Here is a 13,283-nt window from a genome sequence, read left to right on the forward strand (position 1 = left end):
ATGCAAAGGAATACCAGATGAATTCTCCACTGGCCCAGCCGCCTCAGCTCATTGATTTGAGCACCCGATCAACGCTCGAAGACTACCAGGATTTGGCCCAGGCCATTGGTTTGCGCAAAATCTCGTGCACGGTGGAAGAAGTTCCCCACCACGAATTAGGCAGCATCACCCGCGCGACCGCCACCGCAGTCATCCCCAATCCTTGGCTCGGCACTGGAACGTCGCAAGATTTATCCGAGCGGACCGAGGCCATCGCCCCATTGCTCGCCAAGCTGCTGTCGGATCGCCTGCTCAATGCCCTGGGCGGAGCCGAACAAGTTGAAGCTTTCGGCAAGGCCGCATTGGTTGGCAGCGACGGGGAATTGGAGCATGCCGGAGCGCTGATCCACACCCCGTTCTTCGGCAACCTGCTGCGCGAAGCCCTCGGCGGCACCTCGATCATCTGCTTTGTCGACGGCCGCGGCGTTCCTGGTGAATCCCTGCGAGTACCGATGTGGCATAAGACCGCAGCTGCCACCCGAACCCACTACCAGACCCTGGAGCTGTCCTTGCCCGATGCCCCGCATGCTGGCGAGATCGCGGTCATTGCCGCGGCATCAAGCGGCCCCCGGCCACATGCACGCATCGGCGATCGAACCACCGACCGAACGGTCACTTCCGAAATACTGAAGGGAATACAACTATGAACTACCGCAAACTGGTAACCATCGTCGAGGAAATTGCCACAGAGGGCGGACGCCCGGTGGATCCGGTAGCCCGCGTGGTCATTGTCGCCGCCGTATTCGACAACCCGTGGGCAGGGCAAGGATTCGTCGAGGACTTGAACCCGGGAATCGACTCGGTCGCCTCGGACCTCGGAGCGCTGCTGGCACCGCGGGTCATCGAAGCGCTGGGCGCCCCGCTCCAGGCCTATGGCAAGGCTGCAATCGTCGGCCTTGACGGTGAAGTCGAGCACGGCTCGGCCCTGATCCACACCCTGAAATTCGGCAACCACTTCCGCGACGCAGCCAAGGCCACCACCTTGCTGCCGGCCGTGGAAAAGCGCGGACAGGCCGGAGTGCAGTTCGACATCCCGCTCAAGCATTTCACCGATGCCACGATCCGCTCGCACCACCAGAGCGTCGAGGCCAGGATCGCCGATGCTCCGCATCCTGGCGAAATCCTGATCGCCCTGGCCGGCGCAACCCGTGGCCGGCCGCAGGAACGCCTGGCCCCGCTGTCCACCGAACAGTAGCAGAGCGCATCAGCCGGAACGGAGCGAAGCACGCATGACAAGCACGAAGCAGCCATTGGTTGTCCTCCTGCATGGAGTCGGATTGGACCGGACCATGTGGAAGCCGCTGCGCGAGCAGCTGGCGCACCAATCAGTGGCCCTGGACCTGCCTGGGCACGGGTTACGCCCGCCCCTGCGCAGCGAGCAGAATCTGGCGAGCTTGGCCGCCGATGTGCTCGAACGCCTTGAAACTCGCGAGCCTGTGCATCTTGTGGGATTCTCGCTCGGTGCCTTGGTTGCCCAGTACCTTGCGCGCTTCGCTCCCGGGCGCGTGCTGACCTTGTCTGCGGTGAACTCCGTATGCCGGCGCACCGCCGAAGAGTCGACCGCGGTGGAAGAGCGCCTGGCTACCGCCGGCACGAACTTCTCCCAGGGAGTGGACCGCGCCATCGAACGCTGGTTCCCGGCCGCGGCCACCACGGTGGACGCGCAGCTCATCGAGGCTACGCGCCAAACTATGGCGGGCAACGATCTCGAATCCTATCTGCACGCCTACGCGGTTTTCGCCCGCGGTGACCAGGAGATTGCCGGCGAACTCGATGCGATCAAGCAGCCGACACTGGCCATCACCGGCGAGCTGGATCCCGGATCGACCCCGGAAATGTCCCGCCGGCTGGTTGCCGCTGTGCCGCAGGGGCGGCTGCGCATCATCCCCGGAGCACGGCATATGCTTCCGGTCGAGAATCCGCTGGCCTTGGCCGCGGAATTGAACAGTTTTTTCAGCGATAACGAAGGGAAACAGGCATGAGCGAGCGTTACATGCATTTCATCAACGGAGAGCACATCGCTCCCAGCGAAGACCGTTTCTTCACCAGCTCCAACCCGGCAACCCTCGAAGATCTTTACGAGGCCGCGCGCGGCAATGCTGAAGATGTGGACCGTGCTGTCAAAGCCGCCCATAAGGCATTCTCCGCGCCCTCGTGGAGCGCCCTGAGCGCCACCGCCCGTGGACATCTGCTGCGCCGCCTAGGCGATCTAATCGGTGAGAATGCCGAGAAGTTGGCCCGCTACGAATCCTTGGACAACGGCAAGCTGCTGCGCGAAATGCGGGGCCAGCTGGCCACCCTGCCGGAGTACCTCTACTACTATGCCGGGCTGGCCGACAAAGTGCAGGGTTCCCAGATCCCAAGCATGAATCCGGCGATTCTAAACTACACCCAGCGCGAAGCGCTCGGCGTGGTCGGGGCTATCACCCCGTGGAACTCGCCTCTGACTTTGACCACTTCGAAGATCGCCCCTGCGCTGGCTGCCGGGAACACTGTGGTGATCAAGCCCAGCGAATACACCTCGCGCACGGTGCTGCTGCTGGCTGAGCTGGCTGAGCAGGCCGGATTCCCTCCGGGCGTCATCAACGTGGTCACCGGGTTCGGGGCCGAGGCCGGCGCGGCGCTAGTCAGCCACCCACTGCTGGCCAAGATCTCCTTCACTGGTTCTACGGCCACCGGCTCGAAGATCGCCGCCGAGGCGGCCGGCCGCTTCATCGGCTGCACCTTGGAGCTGGGTGGCAAGAGCCCGAACATCGTCTTCGACGACGCCAACGTCGCCAACGCGGCTATGGGCGTGGTGGCCGGCATCTACGCCGCGGCCGGCCAGACCTGCATTGCCGGCAGCCGGGTCTTCGCCCACAAGTCTGTCTACGACGAGCTGCTGGAACGGGTTACCGAACGTGCCAAGTCCATTGTCATCGGGGATCCGCTCTCCGATGCCACCGAGCTAGGCCCGCTGGCGTTCGCCGACCAATTGGAAAAGGTCGCTTCCTATGTGAAGATCGGCGCAGACGAGGGCGCCAAAGTACTGGCCGGCGGCACCCGCCCCGAAGGCCTGGACCTGCCGGGCTACTATTTCTCCCCCACCGTGCTCACCGACGTCAATAACGACATGCGCGTGGTCCGCGAGGAGATCTTCGGCCCGGTGGCTGCGATCATGCCCTTCGAGCACGAAGACGAGCTGCTGTCCATGGCCAATGACACCGAGTACGGGCTGGCCGCCGGCGTGTGGACGCAGAACCTTGCCCGCGCCCATCGCATGGCCCGGAGGCTGGAGGCCGGCACGATCTGGGTGAACACCTACCGCGCGATGTCCCCGATGTCCCCTCGCCAAGGCTTCAAGAACTCGGGCGTTGGCATCGAGCACGGCCTGGAATCCATGAACGAATACACCCGCCTCAAGAGCGTATGGATCAACACCGACGAGTCCCCCGCCGCAGATCCGTTTGTGATGCGCGGCTAAGGAAAGGGAACCCCATGCCACTGATCGATGTATCCATTGCCAAGGGCCGCAGCCCCCGGCAGCTGCGCGCCCTGATCGACGCCTTGCACCGGGCCGCCGAAGAAACCGTTGATGCGGCCCCCGAGAACATCACAGTCATCGTGCGCGAAGTCGACCATGAGCATTGGTCCCGGACCAACCAAACCATCGCCGAACGCAACCGCACCCAGGCAACTGCCTAAGGGCAGCAGAGCAACGAAAGAAGGACAGATATGCGCTTTTCACTGTTCATCCACATGGAACGCTATGACGACTCGATCAGCCACGCACGGCATTTCGAGAACCTCGTCGAACTGACTCAAATGGCCGAAGCCGGTGGCTTCTCCACAGTCTGGATCGGCGAACACCACTCGATGGAATACACCGTCTCCCCGAACCCGATCCCGCAGCTTGCTTACCTCGCGGCTCGGACCTCCACGATCCGGCTCGGAGCCGGCACCATCATCGCACCATTCTGGAACCCGATCCGAGCAGCCGGCGAACTCGCGCTGCTCGATGTCATCAGCAATGGCCGTGCCGAATTAGGCGTGGCACGCGGTGCCTACCAATTCGAATTCGATCGCATGACCGATGGCATGAAGGCCACCGACGGCGGAGCCTCCATGCAGGAGCTCATCCCGGCAGTCAAGAAGCTTTGGGAGGGCGATTACGCCCACGACGGAGAAGTCTGGCAGTTCCCGACGTCCACTTCGGTGCCCAAGCCCGCGCAAAAGCAGATCCCTGTCTGGGTTGCCGCCCGCAGCCCCGAGTCACACGAGTACGCTGTGGCCAACGGGTGCCACGTCATGGTGACCCCGCTGATGAAGGGCGACGAAGAAGTCGAATCATTGGTCCAGAAGTACGAAGCCGCCATTGCCGCCCACCCGGAGGTGCAACAGCGCCCCGACATCATGGTGCTTCGCCACACTTATCTGCACTCCGCCAACGAGCCAGAGGCCTGGCGCCCTGCTGCCGAAGGCATCAACAAGTTCTACCGCACCTTCGATGCGGTCTTCGGCAACAAGGTGGAGCCGGTCAACGGATTCATCGATCCCAGCCCGGAGGAGAAGTTCTCTGAACGCGAGGAGTTCACGCCTGAGTCCCTGCACCGCACAGCAATGATCGGCACGCCGGACGTGGTTGTTGAGCGCCTGCGCCGCTACGAAGATCTGGGCGTCAGCGAATACAGCTTCTGGAGCGACAACGCCCTGAGCCACGAGGAAAAGAAACGCTCGCTGAAGTTGTTCATTGACGAAGTTGTGCCGAATTTCGTGAAGTAGGCTGCGAAGGACCAGCCCGAACCGAGGCCGCCGTGCATCCGATTTTTCGGTGCCGGCGGCCTTTGCCGTCAGGCTTCAGATTCCTGTTTGCGCGACGGAGCGATGATCGCGAACTCTGCGCCGGTGACGTCGCTGAGCACGGCTATGCGGCCAAAGTAGGAATCATGGGGCTCATGGATGATCGTGCCGCCGAGCTTCTCGGCGAGCGCCACGGTCTGTTCGGCATCCGCCACCGCGAAGTAGGCGCGCCAACCGGCCTTGGAATCCGGATAGCTGGAGATGTCGAAGATTCCGGCCACCGCCTCGGAACCTTGGCCGTAGGTGTGGTAGCGGAATTCGTCCGTGTCCGAGACCGGGGACAGGCACCAGCCCAGTGCTACTCGGTAGAAGCGGGCCACCGCCTCGAAGTGCCTGGTGTGCAGCTCGTTCCAGATGCGGGTGCCCGGTGCGCGGCTGGCGGTTGTGTCTGCTGATTGGAATGCCTGGAAGAGTCCAACGCCGGTTCCCGCTGGGTCCCCGATGATGGCCATGGTTCCCTGGCCGGGAATGTCGATGGGCTTGAGATAGACCTTGCCGCCGTGCATCTTGGTGGCATAGGCGGCGGCGTGCACATCGGTCACATTCAGGTAGGTGGTCCAGGCATCTTGCACCTCGGAATCCGGGTCATTGGCAATGAAGCCGGTGGCCATTTCCCCGTTGAGGTAGACCTCGGCATATCCCTCGTCGCGGGTTTCCTCGTCATAGCGGACTTCCCAACCGAAAAGCTGCCCGTAGAACTGCGTGGAGCCCTCCATGTCGCTGGTGAGCAAATCGACCCAGCACGGCTCGGCTCGAGGATCCTTTGGTGCCGGCATCGCTTCCCCATTCCACAATTCATCCAGCTCGTTTGGGCTGAGTCTATGTCCTTTTTACCCAGATCAGCAACGGAAATTTTCCATTGTTCAAGATATTTCGAAACTCAATACCTCGTACTGAACCGCAGTTCCAATATGGTTTAATGTGACACAACACACAATGCACTGCTGGGCGACCCGAGGAGTTCACCATGAGCGTTTCCACATCCAATCTCACTGTTTCAGTGGCGGCCATCCTCGCAGAAGGGGCTGCCCGCTACGGCGAGCTGAACGCCATCACCGTCGATGGCCGCAGCACCACCTATGAGCAGCTGTGGGAGCAGGCCCGGCAATACGCCGGAGCTCTGCAAGCCCAAGGCATCGAGGCGGGCGACCGGGTGGCCTTGCTCATTCCCAACGTCACGGACTTCGCCCGCGCCTACTACGCGGTTCTGGCCCTGGGCGCCGTAGCGGTACCGGTCCACGCGCTGCTCAAGGCGCGCGAGATCTCCTACATCCTGGAGGATTCCGAAGCCAAGCTGATGATCTGCGCCGCACCCCTGCTCGCAGAAGGAGCAGCGGGGGCCGCCGCTTCCGGGGTGCCGGTGCTCAGCGTGCTGGCTCCGGAGGAATCGGGCGCCATCCGGTTGGAAGACCTGGCCCGGCACGCCGCGCCGATTGGCACCTACCTGCCGCGCCGCCCCGAAGACCTGGCCACGATCCTGTACACCTCGGGCACCACCGGCAAGCCCAAGGGTGCGCTGGGCACGCATCTGGCGTTAATCGAGCAGACCCACACCACATTGCTGAACACCATGGAATTGCGCCGCGGCGACAAGCTCTTCGGCGGGTTGCCGCTGTTCCACACCTTCGGCCAGACCTGCGTGCTCAATACCGGGCTGCGGGTGGGGGCCGAGGTCATGCTGCTGCCCAAATTCACCGCCGAAGGGGCCCTGGAACTGTTGCTGGAGGCTGGCATCGACGTCTTCTTCGGGGTGCCCACGATGTATGTGGCCCTGCTCGAAGCGGGCAAGCAGCGCGAAGGGATGCCGGAAAAACTGCGCTACGCCATTTCCGGAGGGGCCTCGCTTCCGGTATCCATCCTCACCGCCTTCGAGCAGCGCTTCGGCGCGCGGATCCACGAGGGCTACGGGCTGACCGAGACCTCGCCGGTGGCTTGCTTCAACCATGTGGGCGTCGACCCGCGGCCCGGGACCGTGGGCACCCCGGTTTGGGGCGTGGATGTGGAAATCGCCGATCCTGCCTGCCCCGATGAAATCCGGCTGCTGCCGCGCGGGGAGCTGGGCGAGCTGGTGGTGCGCGGGCACAACTTGTTCTCCGGCTACCTGAACCGGCCCGAGGCCACGGCCGAAGCGGTGGTTGATGGCTGGTTCCGCACCGGGGATCTGGGGACCAAGGACGAGGATGGCTACCTGCGCATCCTGGACCGGACCAAGGACATGATCCTGCGCAACGGCTACAACGTGTACCCGCGCGAAATCGAAGAGGTACTGGTTTCCCATCCGGAGATTTCCAATGCCGCCGTGTACGGGGTGCCGCACGAAACCCACGGACAGGAGATTGCCGCATCGGTGACCTTGGAGGCCGGCTCCACGCTGGGCGCGCAGGAGCTGGTGGCGTGGGCCAGCAAGCAGATGGCCGCGTACAAGTATCCGCGGCTGATCGAGATCGTCCAGGAATTTCCGCTGGGTCCCAGCGGGAAGATCCTCAAGCGCGAACTGGTTGCGCAGTTCATTGCCGAGCAGGACTAGCGAACACTACTGGGGCAGTCCACCGTAATCCGGTGTGCGGCGCGAGCAGAACGCGGATCTGCCTTCGGCCAGGTCCGCGTTCGCCCCGTTCTCTTCCCACATCGCTTCCCACCAGCCCTCGGTGGCTTCTCCCTGGCGCACCAAGTTGATTGCCTCATTGGTGCGCGCAATGGAATACGGCGAGTTCGCCGCCAGCTTGCCCAGCAATGCGGCCAGCTCTTCTTCGAGCTGCCCCTGGGCAATTACCCGGGTGAACATGCCCCAGCGCTCCGCCTCGGCAATGGAAATCTCCGCGCCGGAAAACAGCAGGTACTTGGCCCGGTGCTCCCCCACGGTACGCACCAGCCGTTCGATGCCCGGGCGCGGGAAAACCAATCCGATTCTTGCTGGGGTGATCGCCAGGCGCACGTTATCCGAGGCCAACTGGATATCGCAGGCCGAGGCCAGCTGCCAGGCCCCGCCAAAGCAATGGCCTTCCACCATCGCGATGGTGGTTTTCGGGCAGCCCACGATGATCTTGTCGAGCAGGTCGAAATGGTTGATCAGCTCCCCGTCCGCGTCCCGGTCGAAGAGCACCTGATCCATCTCGTCGATGGCAATTCCAGCGCAGAAGTTCCCCGCCGCGCCGCGAACCACAATGGAACTGACCTCGTCGTTGGTCGAAAGGCCGGCAAAGGCGCCCACCAGCTGCAGGCACATGTCCTTGGTGAGCGCGTTGAGTTGGCCCGGGTTATCCAGCAGCACCACGGCAGTGGACCCGGCTATTTCTACGCTGACCCGTGCTTCATTGTCCTTGCCCATCAGGTTCCTCCCAGTCGCGTGCAAGCCGCAGAAGTTTTAGAGGCAATAGCAATGCCCCCACTTCGCAATCTATCGCGAAATGGGGGCAAGCTGTTGTCCAGGCTGGAAACTATTACTTCCCGGTTCGTTGTACGCGAATTGGAGCTAGGTGGCTGGATACGACCCAGGGCCCGGTACGCTAATACCGGGCCCTGGGCCCTTCCCTTCCGGGCTTAATTTCGCCGCAAGGTAAGAATTCGTTGCAAGACCACGAAGATCAGCAACAAACCGCCGATCACGATCTTGGTCCACCAGGAACTCAAGGTTCCCTCGAAAGTGATGATGGTTTGGATCAGTCCCAGCACCATCACGCCAACCACCGAGCCGAGAATGAAGCCCATGCCGCCGACAAGCAGTGTTCCACCGATAACCACTGCGGCGATCGCGTCGAGTTCCATGCCCACACCGGTCAGCGCATAGCCCGAGCGCGAGAACATGGCGAAGAGGATTCCGCCCAGCGCCGCACAGGTGCCGGAGATGACGTAGACAACCACCTTGGTGCGTGCCACACGCAATCCCATCAAGGTGGCTGATTGCTCTCCGCCGCCCACCGCGTAAACGGTGCGGCCGAAACGGGTGCGGTGCAGCACCCACCAGGACCCGGCAATCACCAGCACGGCGATGACCACGGCGGCGGTCAACCGCCAGCGCCCCGCAGAAACGCCCCAGCTCGACAGCGCCACGAAACCCTCATTGCGGATCGGCACGGATTCCGGGGCGAAGATGAAGCACAGGCCGCGGGCCAAGAACATGCCGGCCAGGGTAGCCACGAAGGGCTGCACCTCGAAGTACTGGATCATCACTCCCATGCCCAGGCCGATGATCGATCCGCTGAGAATCGCGATAGGCAGCACCAGGGACAACGGGATCCCTGCATTGAGCATGGTTGCGGTGATGACCGAGGACAGCGCCAGCACCGCACCGACGGACAGGTCGATGCCGCCGGTGAGAATCACGAACGTCATTCCTGCTGCCAGCACGATCAGGTGGGCATTGTTGATGAACAGGTTGGACAGTACAGCGGGCGAAAGGAAATTCTCGTAGCGCACTCCGCCGATGACGAGCATCAGCCCGAAGACGACCACAGTGCCCAGAACCGGCAGGTAGCGCCGGTCCACATTCAATTTGGATACGGACTTGCGCGGAACACTGAGGATGCTCATGCTCCCACCTCCTGGTAGCGGCGGCGTTCGCGCAAGGAACCGAGCATGGCGCGCAGCCGGGTTGACATCATCAAGGTCACGGCAATGACCACGATGGCTTTGAATAGCGAAGTGACCAGCGGTGAAACGCCCAGGACGGTCACGGCCAGGCTCAGGGTGGTAATGATCAGCACGCCAATCATGGTGCCCGCGAGGTTGAACTTGCCGCCGGCCAGGGACGTGCCGCCAATAACCACGGCGAGAATGGCATCCAGCTCTATGAACAGTCCTGCATTGTTGGCATCAGCGGCCATGGTATTGCCGGCGAAGATCAGTCCAGCCAGGCCCGATAGCAGGCCGCACAACACATAGACGGTGAATACCAGAGTTCTTGATTTCACCCCTGAGAGCCGGCTGGCTTCCGGGTTGATGCCTACCGCTTCGAGCAGCATGCCCAGTGCAGTACGCCGTACCACGAGGGCCACCACCGCAAACACGCCGTAAGCGATGAGCGCGGCCACCGGCAGGCCCAGCACATAGCCCGAGGCCAGTTTGCTGAAAGGTGCGCTATTGACCGTGGTGATCTGGCCGTTGGTGATCAGCATGGCCACACCGCGGCCGGCGGTCATCAGGATCAGCGTGGCGACGATCGGCTGGATGCCGAAGTTCGCCACCAGCACGCCGTTGAATGCGCCGAGGATCAGGCACAACCCCAATGCCACGATGACGGCGCCGACGGCTGTACCTGCGGATCCTGGATTTGCCGAGCTGGCGATGAACGTCAGCGCCACGGCTCCGGAGATCGCGACGGTGGCACCCACTGACAGGTCGATGCCGCGGGTGGCGATCACCAGAGTCATGCCCAGGGCGACCAGCAGCAGCGGCGAGCTATTGCGCAGGATGTCTATGGGGGCGCCGAACAGGTGCCCGTCCAGCACGCTGATGCCCAGGATGTCCGGGCGCTTGATGGTGCAGGCTAGCAGCAGCGCGAGCAGCGCAATCGCTGGCCAAAACAGGCGATGCTTGTAAATACGGGTCATTTGTTTTCTTCCCCGGTGGCGATGATTTCGATCAGGCGTGGCACATCCACATCTGGAGTGCTTGGAATTTCGGCAACCTTGGCGTGATCGCGCATCACAACGATGCGATCCGAGAGGCGCAGGACTTCTTCTAGCTCAGCGGAGATGAAGACCACCGACATGCCCTGTTCAGCTAGTTCGGAGACCAGGTTCATGATTTCGGTCTTCGCGCCGATGTCGATTCCGCGGGTGGGCTCATCGAGGAGCAACAGCTTCGGAGCGGTGGCGAGCCAGCGGGCCAGCAGAACTTTCTGCTGATTCCCGCCCGAGAGGTTCTTGAGCAGGGCGTTCGGATTGGCCGGACGGACGCCCAGTGCCTTGATATAGGCGTCCACGATTTGGGTGGCTTTGGTCTTGGGCAGCAGGCGGATCCATCCGCGCGCTGCCTGCAGGCCGAGGATGATGTTCTCGGCCACGGTCAGCTCCCCCACAACCCCTTCACCCTTGCGGTCTTCGGATGTGTAGGCGATTTTGCGGCCCAGGGCCTGCCGGGGAGTTCGCAGCTTCACCGGTTTCCCGCCCAGCTTGATCACCCCGTCATCTGCCTTGTCCGCTCCGTAAAGCAGGCGCGCGAGTTCGGTACGGCCTGAGCCCAGCAGGCCGGCCAAGCCGATGACTTCCCCGGGATAGAGGTCCAGATCGAAAGGCTGCACCGCTCCCTTGCGCCCGAGTCCCACTGCCTGCAGCAACGGTTCGGCGTCGGCCGCGCGTTCGGTTGCGGCGGTGCGTTCATTGGCGCCGCCCACTTGGGCATCGGAGGTGCCAGCGATCATCAGCGAGACCAGTTCACGTTGCGGCAGCTGGTCCTTCTCTCGTTCTTCCACCAATTGCCCGTTGCGCAGCACGGTAATGCGGTCGGCAATGGCGTAGATCTGGTCCAGGAAGTGCGACACGAAGAGGATCGCCACACCATCATCACGCAACTTCCGCATGACTTCGAAGAGCTGGGCCACCTCGTCGGTATCCAGGCTCGAGGTCGGTTCATCGAGAATCAGCACCTTGGCGTCGACCACCATGGCGCGGCTGATGGCCACCAGCTGCTGGACGGCCAATGAATGGGACCCCAGCGAGCTGGCCGGGTCTATCTTCAGCCCCATCCGTTCCAGATAGGTTTTGGCCTGGCGCCGCATGGTTCGCCAGTCAAGACCACCGAAACGGCGAGGCTCGCTGCCGAGCATGATGTTTTCGGCCACGGTGAGATTGGTGCAGAGATTCACCTCTTGGTACACCGTAGAGATGCCGCGTTCGCGGGCATCGGCGGGGCCTGTGAAGCGGGTGTCGTTGCCGTTGACCGTGATGGTTCCGGAAGCGATCGGATTCACTCCAGTCAGAGCCTTGATCAGGGTAGACTTTCCAGCGCCGTTCTCCCCCATCAGGGCGTGGACTTCACCGGGAAAAAGCCGGAAGCCAACGTTGTCCAATGCTTTGACCCCGGGGAACTCCACGGAAATTCCAGCCATTTGAACGATGGGCTTCGTTGTAGGGGAATGCTGCACGGTGATTTCCTCAGTCCGTGACATGGGTGTTGAATCAATCATTAACTTGCCTCTGCGAGTTGCTTGTCCTGCCACCTGGTGGTGAACCGGCGGGCCAGCCTGTGGCCCGCCGGCTCGTGCTCTTGCCTGCGTCCCTAGTAGGTGCGATCGGCCAGGACCTCGGCCGCTTCATCCTGGGTGAAGGCGGCGTCTTCAACGACGATGCGCTTCTCTACAGATTCGCCGGCTACTACCTTCTTGGCGATTTCTGCCAAATCCTCACCTAGCAGCGGGTTGCATTCGACGATGTAGTTGATCTTGCCGTCAACCAATGCCTGCATGCCGTCCTTGACCGCATCAATGGTGACAATCTTGATGTCCTCGCCTGGCTTCTTGCCGGCTGCCTCGATGGCTTCAATGGCGCCCAAGCCCATGTCGTCGTTATGGGCGAAGACCAAATCGATATCGTCATGGGAGTTCAGGAAACCTTCCATGACCTGCTTGCCGCCTGCACGGGTGAAGTCACCGGTCTGCGAGTCGATAATCTCGATGTCCGTGCCCTCAATGGCCTTCCCGAAGCCTTCCTTGCGGTCGATGGCCGGTGCTGAGCCGGTGGTTCCCTGCAGTTCGACAACTTTCAGGTCCTTGTCCAGATTCTCCACAACCCAATCTCCGGCCCGCTGTCCTTCTTCAATGAAGTCGGAGCCGATGAACGAGGCAAAGAGCGTGTCATCGGTGGTGTCAACGGCGCGGTCGGTGAGGATCACGGGGATGTTGGCGCTCTTGGCTTCTTGCAGCACAGCATCCCAGCCCGTTTCTACCACTGGGGAAAAGGCCAGGACGTCAACGCCTTGCGCGATGTACGAACGCAGAGCCTGGATCTGATTCTCCTGCTTCTGCTGGGCATCAGAGAAGCTGAGCTTGAAGCCGTTTTCTTCGGTCAGGGTGTCTTGGATGTCCTTGGTATTTGCCGCGCGCCACCCGGACTCGGCGCCAACCTGCGAGAAACCGATGGTAATGGTCTCAGAACCCGAACCTCCTCCTTCGCTGCCACTGGAATCCGAGCCGGCGCATGCGCTCATGGCTGCCATAGCTGCGATGCTGAGCGTTGCCAAGCCAGTGCGCAAAAAGGTCTGTCGTTTCATCGTGAGTTCCTCCTCGTGGGTCCCCGCCGGATAATGGTGGAGTGAATGGTCTCCGGCACCAGAACAATGTGTCGATGGTCACAATGTTAGCGCTAACAATTTAGGGTGTGAAGAGCCTTCCGGCTTTTGATTTCTTTTTCCATTGCCAACGGGTGACGGTTTTCAATCTAAATCGATATCCGACTAGGTAAAAAGGA

Annotated in this window: 13 protein-coding genes; 7 read left to right on the forward strand and 6 right to left on the reverse strand. The window is 62.0% G+C overall.

What is annotated here, in order from left to right:
* Positions 1–17: 17 nt before the first annotated feature.
* The 6 genes from ACIOTL_RS01080 to ACIOTL_RS01105 are packed head-to-tail and all read left to right on the forward strand — an operon-like array spanning position 18 to position 4,800.
* Positions 18–686 carry an amino acid synthesis family protein gene (locus ACIOTL_RS01080; RefSeq protein ID WP_105656183.1) on the forward strand — a complete coding sequence of 223 codons (669 nt, stop codon included), beginning with the start codon at positions 18–20 and terminating at the stop codon, positions 684–686.
* Positions 683–1,234, forward strand: a complete 552-nt coding sequence (locus ACIOTL_RS01085; RefSeq protein WP_133834116.1) for an amino acid synthesis family protein — start codon at positions 683–685, stop codon at positions 1,232–1,234. The genes ACIOTL_RS01080 and ACIOTL_RS01085 overlap by 4 nt, the downstream gene beginning before the upstream one ends.
* 34 nt (positions 1,235–1,268) lie before the next feature.
* Positions 1,269–2,021 (forward strand): alpha/beta fold hydrolase, encoded by a 753-nt coding sequence (locus ACIOTL_RS01090; protein ID WP_133834117.1) that lies wholly within the window; start codon positions 1,269–1,271, stop codon positions 2,019–2,021.
* Positions 2,018–3,502, forward strand: a complete 1,485-nt coding sequence (locus tag ACIOTL_RS01095; RefSeq protein ID WP_400341304.1) for an aldehyde dehydrogenase — start codon at positions 2,018–2,020, stop codon at positions 3,500–3,502. Before ACIOTL_RS01090 ends, ACIOTL_RS01095 begins: the two co-directional genes overlap by 4 nt.
* A gap of 14 nt (positions 3,503–3,516) precedes the next feature.
* Complete coding sequence (locus ACIOTL_RS01100; RefSeq protein ID WP_286134045.1) at positions 3,517–3,723, forward strand: tautomerase family protein; 207 nt, start codon at positions 3,517–3,519, stop codon at positions 3,721–3,723.
* A gap of 30 nt (positions 3,724–3,753) precedes the next feature.
* The gene (locus tag ACIOTL_RS01105) at positions 3,754–4,800 is read left to right on the forward strand and encodes an LLM class flavin-dependent oxidoreductase (protein WP_400341306.1); all 1,047 of its coding nucleotides are present in this window, start codon (positions 3,754–3,756) and stop codon (positions 4,798–4,800) included.
* Positions 4,801–4,868: 68 nt separating this feature from the next.
* On the opposite strand, the gene ACIOTL_RS01110 is transcribed toward ACIOTL_RS01105, so the two are convergent.
* Complete coding sequence (locus ACIOTL_RS01110) at positions 4,869–5,654, reverse strand: VOC family protein (protein WP_400341308.1); 786 nt, start codon at positions 5,652–5,654, stop codon at positions 4,869–4,871.
* A gap of 191 nt (positions 5,655–5,845) precedes the next feature.
* Between ACIOTL_RS01110 and ACIOTL_RS01115 the strand changes: the two genes are divergently transcribed.
* The gene (locus ACIOTL_RS01115) at positions 5,846–7,405 is read left to right on the forward strand and encodes a long-chain fatty acid--CoA ligase (RefSeq protein ID WP_400341309.1); all 1,560 of its coding nucleotides are present in this window, start codon (positions 5,846–5,848) and stop codon (positions 7,403–7,405) included.
* 6 nt (positions 7,406–7,411) lie between these two features.
* Here the strand turns inward: ACIOTL_RS01115 and ACIOTL_RS01120 are convergent, their stop codons facing one another.
* The 5 genes from ACIOTL_RS01120 to ACIOTL_RS01140 all read right to left on the reverse strand — a co-directional run bounded on the left by ACIOTL_RS01120 (position 7,412) and on the right by ACIOTL_RS01140 (position 13,086).
* On the reverse strand, positions 7,412–8,206 hold the full coding sequence (locus tag ACIOTL_RS01120) for an enoyl-CoA hydratase/isomerase family protein (RefSeq protein WP_400341311.1): 795 nt from the start codon (positions 8,204–8,206) through the stop codon (positions 7,412–7,414).
* Between the two features lie 212 nt (positions 8,207–8,418).
* Entirely contained in the window at positions 8,419–9,408 is a 990-nt protein-coding gene (gene yjfF / locus ACIOTL_RS01125; RefSeq protein ID WP_400341313.1) for a galactofuranose ABC transporter, permease protein YjfF, read from the reverse strand.
* Positions 9,405–10,427, reverse strand: a complete 1,023-nt coding sequence (locus tag ACIOTL_RS01130; protein ID WP_332489087.1) for an ABC transporter permease — start codon at positions 10,425–10,427, stop codon at positions 9,405–9,407. The genes yjfF and ACIOTL_RS01130 overlap by 4 nt, the downstream gene beginning before the upstream one ends.
* Entirely contained in the window at positions 10,424–11,986 is a 1,563-nt protein-coding gene (locus ACIOTL_RS01135) for a sugar ABC transporter ATP-binding protein (RefSeq protein WP_400341315.1), read from the reverse strand. The genes ACIOTL_RS01130 and ACIOTL_RS01135 overlap by 4 nt, the downstream gene beginning before the upstream one ends.
* A gap of 110 nt (positions 11,987–12,096) precedes the next feature.
* A complete protein-coding gene (locus ACIOTL_RS01140) occupies positions 12,097–13,086 on the reverse strand; it encodes an ABC transporter substrate-binding protein (RefSeq protein ID WP_105656171.1) in 990 nt (329 codons plus the stop codon).
* Between the last annotated feature and the right edge of the window lie 197 nt (positions 13,087–13,283).

Origin of the sequence: Glutamicibacter sp. NPDC087673, assembly GCF_044743255.1 — a bacterium.
Classification (GTDB): domain Bacteria; phylum Actinomycetota; class Actinomycetes; order Actinomycetales; family Micrococcaceae; genus Glutamicibacter.